At 41.2% G+C, this 14,453-nt stretch carries 19 protein-coding genes and 1 pseudogene; 10 read left to right on the top strand and 10 right to left on the bottom strand.

Features of this window, described 5'->3' with window-relative positions:
* Positions 1 to 31 precede the first annotated feature (31 nt).
* From prmB to C2M30_RS03900, 5 genes and pseudogenes are all read left to right on the top strand, one after another.
* Positions 32 to 964 carry a 50S ribosomal protein L3 N(5)-glutamine methyltransferase gene (gene prmB / locus C2M30_RS03920; protein WP_105170731.1) on the top strand — a complete coding sequence of 311 codons (933 nt, stop codon included), beginning with the start codon at positions 32 to 34 and terminating at the stop codon, positions 962 to 964.
* Between the two features lie 77 nt (positions 965 to 1,041).
* Positions 1,042 to 2,141, top strand: a pseudogene (gene aroC, locus C2M30_RS03915) (chorismate synthase).
* Between the two features lie 86 nt (positions 2,142 to 2,227).
* Positions 2,228 to 2,782: an elongation factor P hydroxylase gene (locus tag C2M30_RS03910; RefSeq protein ID WP_105170730.1), complete on the top strand. Its 555-nt coding sequence runs from the start codon at positions 2,228 to 2,230 to the stop codon at positions 2,780 to 2,782.
* Positions 2,766 to 3,893, top strand: a complete 1,128-nt coding sequence (locus C2M30_RS03905; protein ID WP_105170729.1) for an ATP-NAD kinase family protein — start codon at positions 2,766 to 2,768, stop codon at positions 3,891 to 3,893. The genes C2M30_RS03910 and C2M30_RS03905 overlap by 17 nt, the downstream gene beginning before the upstream one ends.
* Positions 3,894 to 4,169: a YfcL family protein gene (locus tag C2M30_RS03900; protein ID WP_105170728.1), complete on the top strand. Its 276-nt coding sequence runs from the start codon at positions 3,894 to 3,896 to the stop codon at positions 4,167 to 4,169.
* 92 nt (positions 4,170 to 4,261) lie between these two features.
* Here the strand turns inward: C2M30_RS03900 and C2M30_RS03895 are convergent, their stop codons facing one another.
* The 3 genes from C2M30_RS03895 to C2M30_RS03885 form a co-directional block, all read right to left on the bottom strand.
* Positions 4,262 to 4,528: a GrxA family glutaredoxin gene (locus C2M30_RS03895; RefSeq protein WP_010560676.1), complete on the bottom strand. Its 267-nt coding sequence runs from the start codon at positions 4,526 to 4,528 to the stop codon at positions 4,262 to 4,264.
* A 138-nt stretch (positions 4,529 to 4,666) separates the two neighbouring features.
* Positions 4,667 to 4,945: a peptidylprolyl isomerase PpiC gene (ppiC, locus tag C2M30_RS03890; RefSeq protein ID WP_010560675.1), complete on the bottom strand. Its 279-nt coding sequence runs from the start codon at positions 4,943 to 4,945 to the stop codon at positions 4,667 to 4,669.
* Between the two features lie 57 nt (positions 4,946 to 5,002).
* A complete protein-coding gene (locus tag C2M30_RS03885; protein WP_325050730.1) occupies positions 5,003 to 5,434 on the bottom strand; it encodes a TlpA family protein disulfide reductase in 432 nt (143 codons plus the stop codon).
* Between the two features lie 279 nt (positions 5,435 to 5,713).
* On the opposite strand from C2M30_RS03885, the gene C2M30_RS03880 reads away from it, so the two are divergent.
* On the top strand, positions 5,714 to 6,163 hold the full coding sequence (locus C2M30_RS03880; protein ID WP_010560673.1) for an Hsp20 family protein: 450 nt from the start codon (positions 5,714 to 5,716) through the stop codon (positions 6,161 to 6,163).
* A 48-nt stretch (positions 6,164 to 6,211) separates the two neighbouring features.
* Here the strand turns inward: C2M30_RS03880 and C2M30_RS03875 are convergent, their stop codons facing one another.
* From C2M30_RS03875 to C2M30_RS03860, 4 genes are read right to left on the bottom strand one after another with little or no spacing between them, the layout of a single operon-like run.
* Positions 6,212 to 7,129 (bottom strand): biotin-dependent carboxyltransferase family protein, encoded by a 918-nt coding sequence (locus C2M30_RS03875; RefSeq protein WP_234004695.1) that lies wholly within the window; start codon positions 7,127 to 7,129, stop codon positions 6,212 to 6,214.
* Position 7,130: 1 nt separating this feature from the next.
* Positions 7,131 to 7,823: a 5-oxoprolinase subunit PxpB gene (gene pxpB / locus C2M30_RS03870; protein ID WP_105170725.1), complete on the bottom strand. Its 693-nt coding sequence runs from the start codon at positions 7,821 to 7,823 to the stop codon at positions 7,131 to 7,133.
* Entirely contained in the window at positions 7,816 to 8,550 is a 735-nt protein-coding gene (locus C2M30_RS03865) for a 5-oxoprolinase subunit PxpA (protein ID WP_105170724.1), read from the bottom strand. The genes pxpB and C2M30_RS03865 overlap by 8 nt, the downstream gene beginning before the upstream one ends.
* A 3-nt stretch (positions 8,551 to 8,553) precedes the next feature.
* The gene (locus tag C2M30_RS03860) at positions 8,554 to 9,288 is read right to left on the bottom strand and encodes a TrmH family RNA methyltransferase (protein ID WP_105170723.1); all 735 of its coding nucleotides are present in this window, start codon (positions 9,286 to 9,288) and stop codon (positions 8,554 to 8,556) included.
* Positions 9,289 to 9,451: 163 nt separating this feature from the next.
* On the opposite strand from C2M30_RS03860, the gene C2M30_RS03855 reads away from it, so the two are divergent.
* A complete protein-coding gene (locus C2M30_RS03855) occupies positions 9,452 to 9,772 on the top strand; it encodes a ComEA family DNA-binding protein (RefSeq protein ID WP_105170722.1) in 321 nt (106 codons plus the stop codon).
* A gap of 21 nt (positions 9,773 to 9,793) precedes the next feature.
* Here C2M30_RS03855 and C2M30_RS03850 read toward each other — a convergent pair whose 3' ends face one another.
* Together C2M30_RS03850 and dsbB are read right to left on the bottom strand one after the other, a co-directional pair.
* Positions 9,794 to 10,096, bottom strand: coding sequence for a DUF6170 family protein (locus C2M30_RS03850; RefSeq protein ID WP_010560667.1), 303 nt, complete (start codon positions 10,094 to 10,096; stop codon positions 9,794 to 9,796).
* A gap of 1 nt (position 10,097) precedes the next feature.
* The gene (gene dsbB / locus C2M30_RS03845; RefSeq protein WP_105170721.1) at positions 10,098 to 10,622 is read right to left on the bottom strand and encodes a disulfide bond formation protein DsbB; all 525 of its coding nucleotides are present in this window, start codon (positions 10,620 to 10,622) and stop codon (positions 10,098 to 10,100) included.
* A 271-nt stretch (positions 10,623 to 10,893) separates the two neighbouring features.
* Between dsbB and fadR the strand changes: the two genes are divergently transcribed.
* Both fadR and C2M30_RS03835 read left to right on the top strand, forming a co-directional pair.
* The gene (fadR, locus tag C2M30_RS03840) at positions 10,894 to 11,616 is read left to right on the top strand and encodes a fatty acid metabolism transcriptional regulator FadR (RefSeq protein WP_105170720.1); all 723 of its coding nucleotides are present in this window, start codon (positions 10,894 to 10,896) and stop codon (positions 11,614 to 11,616) included.
* Between the two features lie 357 nt (positions 11,617 to 11,973).
* Positions 11,974 to 12,579 carry a peroxiredoxin C gene (locus C2M30_RS03835; protein WP_010560664.1) on the top strand — a complete coding sequence of 202 codons (606 nt, stop codon included), beginning with the start codon at positions 11,974 to 11,976 and terminating at the stop codon, positions 12,577 to 12,579.
* A gap of 91 nt (positions 12,580 to 12,670) precedes the next feature.
* On the opposite strand, the gene C2M30_RS03830 is transcribed toward C2M30_RS03835, so the two are convergent.
* Complete coding sequence (locus C2M30_RS03830; protein ID WP_010560663.1) at positions 12,671 to 13,336, bottom strand: OmpW/AlkL family protein; 666 nt, start codon at positions 13,334 to 13,336, stop codon at positions 12,671 to 12,673.
* 155 nt (positions 13,337 to 13,491) lie between these two features.
* On the opposite strand from C2M30_RS03830, the gene C2M30_RS03825 reads away from it, so the two are divergent.
* Positions 13,492 to 14,409: a 2-hydroxyacid dehydrogenase gene (locus C2M30_RS03825; protein ID WP_105170719.1), complete on the top strand. Its 918-nt coding sequence runs from the start codon at positions 13,492 to 13,494 to the stop codon at positions 14,407 to 14,409.
* Positions 14,410 to 14,453 lie beyond the last annotated feature (44 nt).

The following is a 14,453-nucleotide window of genomic DNA, read 5'->3' as shown; positions in this document are numbered from 1 at the left end:
TAGTGCTTTTAAACACTAGTGAAACTTGATTATGGAACAGGCATTTTTAGATTCGGCAATGCAAACAGAAGCCGTTACAGAGCTTAATACAATTAATGATTGGTTACGTTGGACGACCAGTCAGTTTGCAGCGTCAGGTATTTTCTTTGGTCACGGTTCAGATAACCCGTGGGATGAAGCTGTACAATTAATTATGCCAGCATTGAGTTTACCTGTTGATGCGCCAAAAGAGCTTGCAACCAGCAAACTGACCACGTCTGAAAAAGAAACACTGGTGGCGTTAATTGCGGCGCGCATTAATGAACGTGTTCCAGTTGCTTACTTAACCAATCAAGCTTATTTCGCAGGCCTACCATTTTATGTTGATGAGCGCGTATTAGTGCCGCGTTCACCGTTTGCTGAACTTATCAATAAAAAGTTTGATACTTGGCTCGATCCAGAGCAAGAAGTTACCCGAATTTTAGATATGTGTACAGGTTCGGCATGTATTGCTATTGCTCTAGCACAAGCGTTTGAAAATGCTGAAGTAGATGCGGTTGATATTTCGTTTGATGCATTAGAAGTAGCGGATATTAATATTTCTAATTACCAGTTAAACCATCGTGTTTTCCCAATTCAATCGGACGTGTTTTCGGGTGTGCCTGGCCAAAAATACGATTTAATCGTGGCGAATCCACCGTATGTTGATGCCGAAGACATGGGCGATTTGCCAGATGAATTCCATCACGAGCCTGAATTAGGCCTTGCCTCAGGTGAAGACGGCCTTGATGTTACTCGTACATTATTTAATGAAGCGGCGGAGCATCTAACTGATAACGGTTGGTTATTTGTTGAAGTGGGTAATTCTATGGTACATATGGAAGCGCTTTATCCTGGCGTGCCATTTGAGTGGATTGAATTTAAACACGGCGGCTTAGGCGTGTTTGCAATTAATAAACAAGATTTAATTGCGCATTTAGGGTAATCACTAAGTAAAAAAACGCAGTTTGGCGGCACTGTATCTACCAACGCTGCCATTTGGGAATGAGGAAATGAGACGTTATGGCCGGAAATAGTATTGGTCAATTATTTAAGGTGAGTACCTTTGGCGAAAGCCATGGTATTGCTCTGGGTGGGGTGGTCGATGGCTGCCCGCCGGGGTTGGAGATTTGTGAAGCTGACCTACAAATCGATTTAGATAGACGAAAGCCTGGGCAAAGTCGTTACACCACGCAGCGCCGCGAAGAAGATGCCGTTAAAATTTTATCGGGTATTTTTGAAGGTAAAACGACAGGCACGAGCATTGGCCTGCTTATCGAAAATGGCGATCAGCGTTCAAAAGATTATTCAAAAATTGCTGATGTGTATCGTCCAGGTCACGGTGATTATACTTACTGGCACAAATACGGCATTCGCGATTATCGTGGTGGCGGTCGCTCGTCAGCGCGCGAAACAGCCATTCGTGTTGCCGCAGGCGCAATTGCTAAAAAGTATTTAAAGCAATTTCATGGTGTTGAAATTAATGCGTGTTTATCGCAACTTGGGCCAATTAAAGCAGAGCAATTTGATTGGTCTGTGGTTGAAGAAAACCCATTCTTTTTTCCCGATAGCACTAAACTAGATGCGCTTGATGAATATATGCGCGCGCTGAAAAAAGAAGGTGATTCAATCGGTGCGAAAGTCACTGTGGTTGCGAAAAATGTTCCTGTGGGTTTAGGTGAGCCAGTGTTTGATCGTTTAGATGCTGAAATCGCCCATTCACTGATGAGCATTAACGCTGTAAAAGGTGTTGAAATCGGTGACGGTTTTGAAGTGATTGAGCAAAAAGGCTCAGAGCATCGCGATACCATCACCCCTGAAGGCTTTACCTCAAACCACGCAGGTGGTGTACTTGCAGGCATTTCAACAGGGCAAGATATTGTCGCATCTATTGCGCTTAAACCAACATCGAGCATAACAGTGCCAGGTAAAAGCATTAATAGCAAAACGAAGCGGTTGAGATGATCACCAAAGGGCGTCATGATCCGTGCGTGGGCATTCGTGCAATTCCAATTGCCGAGGCAATGCTGGCAATTACCTTGATGGACCACTTATTGCGTCATCAAGGGCAAAACAAGCATGTGAATGTGCAGCCTGGCCCAATTCCAGGGCAAGCTGAATAATTACCGCAGATATTTAAAAAAGGGGCTATTTCAGCCCCTTTTTATTTTTGCTAAAATGCCAGCAATTTTTTGCTGTACCTATCGTTATGCATCGTTATCAAGATTTAATTTCCATCTTTAATGGCTGTTTTGAAAGCACACTAAATACACGTTTAGTGAAAGGCGATGGCGAGCCGATTTATCTGCCTGCAGATGACAATACAGCATTTCATCGCATTGAATTTGCCCATGGTTATTATGCCAGTGGCCTGCATGAAGTGGCACATTGGTTAGTGGCAGGTGAGGCTAGACGCTTATTAGAAGATTACGGTTACTGGTATTGCCCAGATGGGCGTAATGAAGCGCAGCAAGCTGAATTTGAAAAAGTGGAAGTGCATCCACAAGCCATTGAATGGGCGCTCAGTGTAGCAGCTGGCTTTAATTTTAATGTATCAGCAGATAACTTAAACGGCGCACAAACGTGTCGCTTTGCATTTCAGCGTAAGGTTTACAAAAAGGTATGTGAGTTACTTGAGAGCGGGTTTAATAAGCGTACGGAGACCTTAATTAAGTCTTTATGCGATTTTTATCACACACCATACCCGTTAACACGCGCACAATTTACTTGGCAGGATGAATTAATCAATGACGAAGCAGTTTAAACTAGGCCTTATTATTAACCCTGTTGCAGGTTTAGGTGGCAGTGTTGGCCTAAAAGGCAGTGATAATGTTACTGAAGAGGCGCTTGCCCTTGGTGCTGAACCTAAATCGCATAAACGCACCCAAGCGGCACTTGAAGTGCTTTTGCCGTATAAAGAACAGATTCAAATATTTACCCCAAGTGGCAAAATGGGTCAAACCCTTGCTGAAGAAATGGGGTTTAGTACCGAAGTTGTGTTGACAGTAGGAGAGAGCACATCACGTGCTGATACCGAGCTAACGGTTAAAACCTTAATTGAACAAGGCGTTGATTTAATTTTATTTGCTGGTGGTGATGGTACAGCGCGCAATGTTTGCAGTGCGGTTAGTGATAATACAACCGTACTCGGTATTCCTGCTGGTTGTAAAATTCACTCTGGCGTATATGCGATTACCCCAAAAGCAGCAGGGCGCGTTGTTGAAATGCTGATAAATGGCGAGCTAGTTACCCTTTCAGATGCTGATGTGATGGATATTGATGAATCGGCATTTCGTGAAGGGGTAGTTAAAGCCAAGCGCTATGGTGAAATGCAGGTGCCAAGTGAATTACGCTATGTGCAAGCCGTTAAAAGCGGCGGCAAAGAGACGGATGAGTTAGTACTTGCTGACTTATCGGCCTATGTTGTGTCAGAAATGGAAGATGACGAATACTATGTAATGGGCTCGGGCTCTACCGTTGCTGCGATTATGGATGAAATGGGGCTTGAAAATACCTTACTCGGTGTGGATGTTGTTCTCGACCAAGATGTTATTGCTGCAGATTGCACCGCAAAGCAATTAATCGATTTAACTAAGGGTAAGCCAACAAAAATTGTGATCACCTTAATTGGTGGGCAAGGCCATATTTTTGGTCGTGGTAATCAGCAACTGAGCCCTGAACTTATTCGCCAAATAGGCAAAGAAAATATCATTGTGGTTGCAACTAAACGTAAACTGCAAGCACTTAACGGCCGTCCGCTTATTTGTGACACAGGCGACAGCGTGTTAGATGACGAACTATCAGGTTTTATAAAAGTGGTAACTGGATACAACGATCATGTGATGTATGCAGTGGGCCTTGAAGAGGAAAAATAAATGCAATTTTTAGCGTATGTTGATAAGGCCAATGAGTACTTCGACAAACTAATTGAAACAGCGACCGATGATGAACTGTTTGCAAGTGGTTACTTACGTGGTCACTTTGATTTGCAAGTAGGTTACGCGCAAGTTGAAGGTGATGATTTAAGCTGTGATGAGTTAAATGAAAAAATCGAAAAATCACTGGTTAAAGCGTATCGCAATGGTGAACTAACCGATGAAGACCGCGATCATGTGGTTTCGATTTGGGAAAAAGTAAAAGAGCTTGTTTAAGTATTTTGTGCATTTTCAAAATCAAAAAAAGCAGCCAATGGCTGCTTTTTTACTTTTTAAATACATAGATTTAAACACATTAGTGTTGATAATTACTCAGCGTATAAGCCTAAGTGCTCTTTTGCGTATGCTTCAAAATCAGTGAAGCCGCCAATGTGTTTTTGATCTAAAAAGATTTGAGGTACTGTTTCGCATGGCTTGCCAGCTGATTTTTCTAAATCCGCTTTAGATACGCCTTCTTTAATAATATCTACGTAACGGAATTTAAAATCATCGCGTTCCTGAGTTAAACGCTCTGCTAATTCTTTTGCACGAACACAAAATGGGCAGCCATCACGGCCAAAAATTACTGTAAACATTATTCTTTCCTCTTTAAATTTAATGAACCCATTGTGTCAGCGAAAGATGAGTTTGTGAAATTGATTAACTCAATCGCATCATTCGCAAATAACGATGGATGGTTTAAATAAAAATGTTTTTGTTATCCCAAGATCAGGTTACGTACGGTAAACCGTTTTAATTAAGTGATAACCAAATTTGGTTTTTACAGGGCCGTGTACTTCAAATAATGGCTTTTTAAAAACCACATCATCAAATGCTTTTACCATATCGCCTTTATTAAATTCACCTAAGTCACCACCGCGTTTACGCGACGGGCAGGTTGAATGTTGTTTTGCAAGCTTGTTAAAGTCAGCTCCTTTTTTAAGCTTCTCTTTTAGTTCTAAACAAAGTTTTTCAGTATTAACTAAGATGTGATATGCGCATGCTTTAGGCATTGGATTCTCGAATGTAAATTAAGATACGCGTATTTTAATGGCTAGCTGCTATTTTGTCTAAAAGCTGCGAGCTCTTAGACCTAATTCTGTGGAATAACCCATCGACTTGGCAATAATTTTTAAATCTTCTGAAATTACATAATAAGTTGGAAACGCAGAAATTTTATAATTACTAGCGGTGTGACTATCGGCTAATAACACCGGCATGCTAAGTGATAAGTCGTCTACAAATGCTTCAACCTGTTGTTTGCTCTCATAGTCAGCGGCAATTGCTATGGCATTGATACTGCCATTTTTAGCCAGTTTATCGAGGTTTGGCATGCTAAGTTTGCATACGGTGCACCAAGGGGCAAAAAAGTAAACCACCGTCTGTTGGTTTTGTAACGATTTAATGGATACTCGCTCGCCAGTTTGTAGTGTTTCTAAATTAAAATAGGGTGCAGGCTGGTCGTTACTCAGTAAGTTTCTCTGCTGAAAAGTGGTGATCACAAAAAAAATCACAGAAAAAAATAAAATATTTGAAATGATACTTTTTATTTTTAATTTCATAGGGTTGAAGTGTTCTCTAAAGGTGAATTTAGGGTGATTAATTAAAAAAATTTAAATTAATACCTTGAAAAAGAATTTAGCCACCACATATCTAGTTATGAAGACGCCATAAGGGTCTTCTGCTCAGGTAATAATTTGAATTTCCTGACTTTATTTAAGACTTGTCCGCTTTAGGAGAGTCGTTTTTAAGACAATTATCGCTTTATGAGGATATATACTATGCGTAATTTAGATCTATCTCCACTTTATCGTTCTTTCATCGGTTTTGATCACTTAGCTCAAATGATGGATAACGCAAGCCGCAATACCAAACAATCAAATTTTCCACCGTACAATATTGAGCTTTTAGGTGAAAATGACTATCAAATCACCATGGCTGTTGCAGGCTTTTTAGAATCTGAGTTAACCATTGAAACAGAGAAAAACACGCTAAAAGTATCTGGCGTTAAAGCAGAAAAAGAGTCGCAAGCTGAGCGTAAATTTATTCACCAAGGCATTGCTGAGCGAAACTTTGAGCACAAATTCCAGTTAGGTGATCATGTTAAAGTTGTTGGCGCAAATTTAGAAAACGGTTTATTGAACATTACTTTGCTTCGTGAAATTCCAGAAGCGCATAAGCCACGTAAAATTGCGATTAACTCAACGCAAGAGTTACTTGAAGAAGCATAAACTTTAAAACAGATTTCCCAACCACAAAAAGCGCCGTAAGGCGCTTTTTTAGTTTAAGGTGTCGAGCGCGCGCTGTAATTTGACTTGGGCGAGGTGATTAAGGTTTTGCGCTTTTTCAATACTAATTGCATTAAACGCCACTTCATCACCCGCGCGCTTTTGAAATAAGTTTGCACAATCTAATGCAGTGACTGAACCGAGCTTCGGATAGCCGCCAATGGTTTGGCGATCATTTAAAAGTACTATAGGTTGACCATCGGCGGGTACTTGTATGGCACCTAGGTTAATGCCCTCAGAAAAGCGTGCACCGGCTGGGCTTTCTAACGCTGCGCCTTGTAAACGATAACCCATGCGGTCACTTTGCCCAGTTACGGTATAACTTGAACTTAAAAAGCGGTTTATATCAGCCGCTGAAAATTCATGATGTTGCAGCGCAAGCACCATATTAAGCGGTGTGTTTTGGCAATAATCAGGTATTAAGTTAGCAGGTAACCTCTTTTGCTTTGTAAAACGAGGTGCTTGCTGTTTTATCAGTGTGTTAGCTTCAATTTTGCAGCCAAGTCCTTCACGCATGACAGTACTAACACTTGTAAAATGGGACTGCGCCTTGATACCACCTGAAATTGCAAGCGTGTGCCTCAAACCAGTGTGGGGCGTTGCAATTTCAATTACATCGCCACGTGCTACTTGAATACTTTGCCAAAGCGCTTGGCTTTTATTGTTAATCGTAAACCTGACATTTGGCCCTGTAAGTGCAATTGTTATTGGCGCTAGTACTTCCGCGCGAAAGCCGCCAAGGGTTAATTCAAGTGCTGGGCTACTAATTGGGTTGCCGACAAGGGCATTAGCAATTTTAAAGGCGTAAGGATCGTGACAACCACCTGTGGTAAGACCTAAGTGGTTTTGCCCGAATCGTCCCAAATCTTGAACGCAGCAATAGAGCCCTGGGTTTATCACTTTGAGCACGCTAGTCAATGTGGCCTCCTAAGCGAATAAATTCGTTTCGCTCAATCGGTATAAACTTCACGCTATCGCCAATATTAAAAGGCAAAGGTGGGATATTCGCAGCATCAAATAGTGAAACAGGGCAGTTGCCAATAAGATTCCAACCACCGGGTGAAGCAGCTGGATAAACCGCAGTTTGCCTATCTGCGATGGCGATTGAACCCTTGGCTACTTTTTGACGGGGAGTCGCAAGGCGTGGAGTGGCGAGTATTGGGTTTACTTCACCTAAAAATGCAAAACCGGGGGCAAAGCCAATGGCAAATACACTGTAAATTTGTTCGCTGTGGTATTTGATAATATCGGATACAGTAAGATTTTTTGCTTTTGCCATGGCGTTGATATCAGCACCCACTTCGCTATGGTAATAGGCGGGTAACTCGATTTGTTTTACTGAAAATGCAGTATCGTTTAGCTGGATAAGTATGCTTTTAATTTTCTGCTTTATTGAGAAGTGATCAATACTCAGGCTTTGATAAGTAACTAACGCACTGGTGTAGGAAATGGTCACATCAACAATTAATTCACCCAGTGAAGCCTTTAAAGCGTGTGAAAAGGCAGCGATTTTTTGTGTTTGCTCACGTGAAATATTGTCACTAAAATAAATTAAAACCGCATGTTCACTGGCATCAAAAATGCGATAGCTAGGGTTATTCATTGCTACCAATAATCTGTTTGATTTTTGCTATTTGAGCAACCGCACTAGGATTATCACCGTGTACACATAACGAGTCGCATTGCAGTGTTAACTTACTGCCACCACGGGTGGTGATCGTACCAAACTGCTTTAACTCACTCACTTGCTCAAGTAACTTGCTTTCATTGTGCACAGCACCTGCAAGATTACGTGATACCAAGGAACCATCAGGGTTGTATTGCCTATCAGCGAAAACTTCAAACAGTAACTCAATACCGGCTAGTTCAGCGATGCGAGTGACTTGGCTGTTATCGACTTTACTTAGCACCATTAACTTTAACTCACAAGGGTAACTTGCGATTGCATTTGCAATGGTGGTAAGTAACTCTGAATTTGCCATCATATCGTTATAAAGTGCGCCGTGCGGCTTTACATAGCTAAGGCTAAGGCCTTGTACTTTTGCCATGCCTTCAAGTGTTGCGATTTGATAGTGCAACAAATTGGTAAGCTCGGTAGTTGATAATTGCATGCTGCGCCTGCCGAAACCTTGCCTATCGGGGTAACTTGGGTGAGCACCAATCTCTACATTATGAAGTTTCGCTAGACTCAGTGTGTGTGCCATCACATTTGGGTCACTTGCATGAAAGCCACAAGCGATATTGGCCATATCAATTACAGCCATGGCTTGCTCATCACAACCTAATGTATATTGACCAAAACTTTCACCTAAATCGCAATTGAGCTTCATGGTTTATCCTTGGCAGCGTTTAATGTTATCGAGAATTATGCCGCTTGCCATAGCAACATTGAGTGATTCAGCCTGGCCAAATGCCGGAATGGTTACTTTTTTAGTAATCGCACTGGCAATATGCTCGCGAATACCGTGTGATTCGCTGCCCATCACTAAAATTAAGTCGCTTTCAAACTGGGTTGAGTGAATGCTTTCGCCGCCTAAGTACGCTCCATAGACAGGACGAGTTTGCTTACTAAAATAGTCAGTTAATTCAGTTTGAATAATGTTGACGCGGGTAAAGCTGCCCATCGTCGCGCTGATCACTTTTGGATTATACGGATCTGCACAGTCAGGGCTTAAAATCAGCTCATTAATGCCATACCAGTCGGCCACGCGAATAATGGTGCCTAAATTGCCAGGATCGGCAACGCCATCAAGTACAATGGAAATACCTTGGCTATTTGGCTCACTTTGTTTTGGCGTTTCAACAATCGCAATGGCAGCATTATTACTAACTAGTGTACTTGCCTTAGCAAGTTCCTCTTCATCGCAAGTGATAATGTTAAGGCCAGTTAATTGTGATGCGTGCTTTTCGCAAAAAATTTGGGTAGCAAAAAGCTGTTCAATGACTAAATTGCTGTCGAGTAATTCGAGTACGTTTTTTTCACCCTGCACTAAAAATAAATTTTGTAACTTGCGCTGCTTTTTTTGAGATAACGCACGTAATTGTTTTAGCTGGTTTTTAGAGATCATACTGTACCCTTCTTAATTCTTCCAAAATTATATCACTCATCGCTTTAGGCGGAAGGGTTTTGACAACAAGAATTTTTAACCTATACCTAAAAGTGTAAGGCAAATGCTTTATATACTCACAATTCGTTCGAATGGTTTGAACCTCAACGCAAAGGAGCGCGTAATGAAATTACTTTCACTGCCAGTACTTGGCGCAGTCTTATTAGGCATTACTTCAATCACTTTTTCTGTGAACGCAGAGTCACAAGCGACAAAGCCGACAAAGAACAATGTTGAAGAGGTTGTTAAGTTAGAGCTCGTCAATGTAAATACGGCGAATGCAGAGCAGTTAGCTACCTTGCCCGGTATTGGCGAATCGCGAGCGCTTAGAATTATTAACTATCGTGAGCAGAATGGAAAAATAAAATCCCTTGAGGAATTGAATGAAATTAAGGGATTTGGTGAAAGGTCAATCGCCAAACTAAAAGGTAGAGTAACGTTTTAATTAAAAGGGGCGTTTGCCCCTTTATTTATTATTGTTTTCGAACTCAGCTCGCGCCTCTTTAAGCAGAGGCTTAATAAACATTAGTGTGAGTGGTGTAGTAATCAGTGGATAGCACAAACCTACTATTAGTAAGTACAAAAGCAACCACCAAGATTCAATATTTGCTAACAGTAAAAATATGGGTGTTAAACACGCTATTTTTACTACATTGAGTGTAATTTTTTTGCTGGCCGGCAAGTTCGCCACGGCTAAGTGAATCACTTCTTGTCGTTGTCGAACTGATAAACCATCTAATTCAGGAATGTTTTTTGTTGAGAAATACATATTAAATCTTTTTAGCGAAAACCAAACGCGTAATTAACACAACAAACAATACCGCACTGGCAATCGCAAAGATCACTTGCATCCAACCTGGCATACTCAAGCCAAGAAATTGCCAGCTGATATTGCCGCAATCACCGGTTACTTCAAAAAACCATGGCATCCACTGGTGCAGCGGTAAAAACTCAGGGAAGTTCGGCTCAAAGGCACAACCTGCAAAAGCAAATGGGTCGGTATTATTTTGCATAGCGATATGTTCGGCAGCAATTAAGTAACCCCAAATTGCTGAAATAGACCAAAGCGTAAATCCGATAACACGCGCAAAGACATTTTGCGGTTTAATGGCACCTGCAATACCTGCAAACAATAGCCCCAGCATCGCGGTACGTTGATAAATGCACATTACGCATGGCCCTAAATCCATTGCGTATTGGAAGAAAAGTGCAGCACCTTCTAAGACAAGTGCGATGCCCGCTAATAGAAGCCAAGGTAAGCGTTGTTCCGGCCAATGAGCAAGTTTTGATAACATAGGCGTTACTAATTATTTGTTAATAATGGGGCACACTATAAAAAAAACGCCACTGCTTCGCACGAATTTTCGATGGAATTTTGTAAAACGGCGTAAATACCAAGGTTTGCGTGATTTTTGTATTGTGAAATGCGTTACAAACATTAACAGAGCTTTGGTAAAAACAGATTACAGACTATTTTATCTTATGCATTTATTTGCTTGTGCAAACAATCGCATCTGGTACAATCAGTTTGATTAAAAAAGCATTACAAGAACGACTGGACACTTCATGAGAATTTTTAAAGCCAAAAGCCCTGCGGGATTTGCTGAGGAATACATAGTTGAATCGATTTGGAACGGCGAATTTGCGCCAGGTTCAATTTTACCAGCAGAGCGAGAGCTTTCAGAGCTTATTGGTGTGACACGTACAACTTTACGTGAAGTGCTACAGCGTTTGGCGCGCGACGGCTGGTTGACTATTCAACACGGTAAGCCAACGCGGGTTAATAATTACTGGGAAACGTCAGGTCTTAATATTCTAGAAACGCTTGCTAAATTAGACTCAACTAAAGTACCCGAGTTAATTGACCAGTTGCTTTCAGCACGTACCAATATCAGTGCTATTTACACGCGTTCAGCGATTAAAACAAATCCAGATAAAGTAATCGAAACCTTGTCTCGTGCTGATGATTTAGCCGACACTGCCGAAGCGTTTGCAGATTACGACTATCGCATGCATCACGAACTTGCATTTGCCTGTGGTAACCCAATTTATGTATTGACGTTAAATGGTTTCAAAGGTTTTTACGCACGCATCGCGCGTCACTATTTTGCCGATGAGCGCACGCGTAAGTTAGCGCTTAAGTTTTTTGCAGAATTAAAGGCACTAGCAGAGCAAGACAAGTTTGATGAGTCTATTTTCTTAGTGCGTAAATATGGTTTAGAGTCAGGCGCATTATGGCAAGAAATTAGAGAAAGTATGCCTGAAGATATTATGGAGCAAGATGCGTAATTAAGTGCGCATTTACCCAACGAAAGCCAGCACATTTGCTGGCTTTTTTGTTTTTATTGCTGAAATAGCAAGGTAGGTGACACTTCTTTTCTGCCGTAAAAAAACGTCGTGCAAAAACAACAATGATTGATAACCTAGAACGCACAATTGTGTGATTTGTATCATAATCGTTTTTATCGAACGGCCTTATCGTTTTAATTGATTATCTTTAACTACATCGATTCGTTAAACTTTCTGCAGTATAAAAATAAAAGCCAAGCCCTCTTGGTTTTTTTTATTTTGGCATTATATTTATTGCCAGAGATGATGATTAATCATCAAAACTGGATATTTCATTATAAATAATTGGAGAAAATAATGGGCGTATTAGTAGGCCGCAAGGCACCAGACTTTACAGCTGCAGCAGTTCTAGGTAACGGCGAAATCGTAGATAGCTACAACTTACACGAAGCAATCAAAGGTAAAAAAGCAGTTGTTTTCTTTTACCCATTAGACTTTACATTCGTATGTCCTTCAGAGCTAATCGCTTTCGACAAGCGTTTTGAAGAATTCCAAAAGCGTGGCGTAGAAGTAATCGGTGTTTCTATCGATTCACAATTCTCACACAACGCATGGCGTAACACGCCAGTTAACGAAGGCGGTATTGGTCCAGTTAAATACGCACTAGTTGCTGACGTTAAACACGAAATCTGTCAAGCATACGACGTTGAGCACCCAGAAGCTGGCGTTGCTTTCCGTGGTTCTTTCCTTATCGATGAAGAAGGTAACGTACGTCACCAAGTAGTTAACGACTTACCACTAGGTCGTAACATCGACGAAATGCTTCGCATGGTTGACGCACTAGCATTCCACTCAGAGCACGGTGAAGTATGTCCTGCTGGTTGGGAAGAAGGTAAAAAAGGTATGGACGCAAGCCCAGCTGGCGTTGCTGCATTCCTTTCTGAAAACGAAGGCGACCTATAAGTCTTTTTCGTTAAAAGCTGCTTTTTAGCAGCTTTTAAAAGATATAAAAAAATCCGGCAATTGCCGGATTTTTTTATGGTTTAAATTCTAATTAGAACTTGTATTTAGCACCTAACATAAATACAAATGGGTCGATTGCAACGTCTGACGTTAATACCTTGTTGCCACCTGCAAATACTTCAGCATCTGTATCGATGTCGATGTAAGAAGCCATTGCGTGAATACCCCATTTTTCATTGATCATGTAGTTTGCACCTACTTGACCTGCTAAACCAAATGAGTTTGATAGCTCAAGTTTAACATCATCAGTGCCTAATACTGCTTTTAGGTCTGCACCCGCTTCGCTGTCAAAGAAGATAGTGTAGTTAACACCAGCACCTACGAATGCGCGGAATTTGTCACCAGCGCTACCGAAGTGGTATTGTGCAAACAGTGATGGTGGTAAGTGTTTAGTTGAACCGATGCTTGCGCCGCCGATAGCTAAATCACCAATTTTACCTTCACCAGAAATATCGTGGCTAAATGGTGTTGCTGCTACTAACTCTACTACCCAGTTATCATTAATCGCGTAGTCAAATGTAATACCTAGCTGGGTGTTGCTGTCTACTGAAACGCCTGCAGTTGGGATTTCATTTAAGTAGCTTGTACCGCTGTCAGGGTTTACGTTGATTGCACCTACGTTAACGCTTAGTTTTGCCATTGCTGGAGCTGCGATTAAACCTGAAGTTAGTAATGCTGTAGTTAGTAATTTTTTCATCGATAATCTCCCGAATCATCTTTTGTTTTGATGTGGCTATTATCGGTAGCTAGAAAAATTAAAAGCTGTTCTAGATCAAGTTTTGATAGTCAAATACGGTCTATCCACATTAGAATTTGATTTAGATTAAGTTTTTGACAGCCTAGAGTTCGTTTATGAGTATTTTATTAGTAATCCCCAACCGCAAGCTCGATAAACTCATCGAAAAATTTCACAGTATATTGCCTGACGTCAAAATTCAGGTGTGGCCAGAAGTGAGTGATGCACTCGCGGTTGAATACATTGTTGCATGGCAACCACCGAAAGGATCGTTAGCACCGTTTGTTAATTGTAAGGCGATTGCGTCGTTTGGTGCGGGCGTAGACAGTTTATTGCAATACAATGGTTTACTCAATGTGCCAATTACCCGTATTGTTGATGATAATTTAGCGAGTGATATGAGCCGCTACGTACTCACGCATATTTTAGCGTATCAACATCGAGTTGAATTATACGTTAAGCAGCAACAAGAAAAACTTTGGAAGCCAAAACGCGCAAGAGTGGGCAATAAAGTAACAGTTCTTGGCGCAGGGCAGCTAGGTACTGCCAGCGCAAATTTACTGCAACTAAATGGCTTTGATGTCAGTGTTTGGTCACGCACCGCTAAATCACTAGAGGGCATTACTAGTTATGCGCAAGATGATTTAGCACGAGCGGTAAGTGATGCCGACTATATTGTGTGCTTATTGCCATCAACTAAACATACCCACAATATGATTGATCATGCGTTTTTATCAAAAACCAAAAAAGGCGTGGTGATTATTAATGTTGCACGTGGCGAAATAATCGATGAGCAAAGCCTATTAGCTAATCTCGATTCAGGTCAGGTAGCGCATGCAATTTTGGATGTGTTTAGTATTGAACCTTTGCCGCAAACACATGCATTTTGGCAGCATAGCGCAATAACTATTACCCCTCATTGCTCGGCACTTAGCAATGTTGATACAGTGACACGTCAGTTGTGTGATAACTATTTGAGATTAAAAGCGGGCCAAGCGCTCATGAACACTGTAGACCGTGACTTAGGTTATTAAACTACTGGTTGTAAAACCAGCGTTTTAATGGGTTGTTAAAATTT

Source organism: Pseudoalteromonas sp. T1lg24, from assembly GCF_002964745.1.
GTDB classification, from domain to species: Bacteria; Pseudomonadota; Gammaproteobacteria; order Enterobacterales; family Alteromonadaceae; genus Pseudoalteromonas; species Pseudoalteromonas spongiae.
This window is presented reverse-complemented; position numbering and strand designations above follow the sequence as displayed.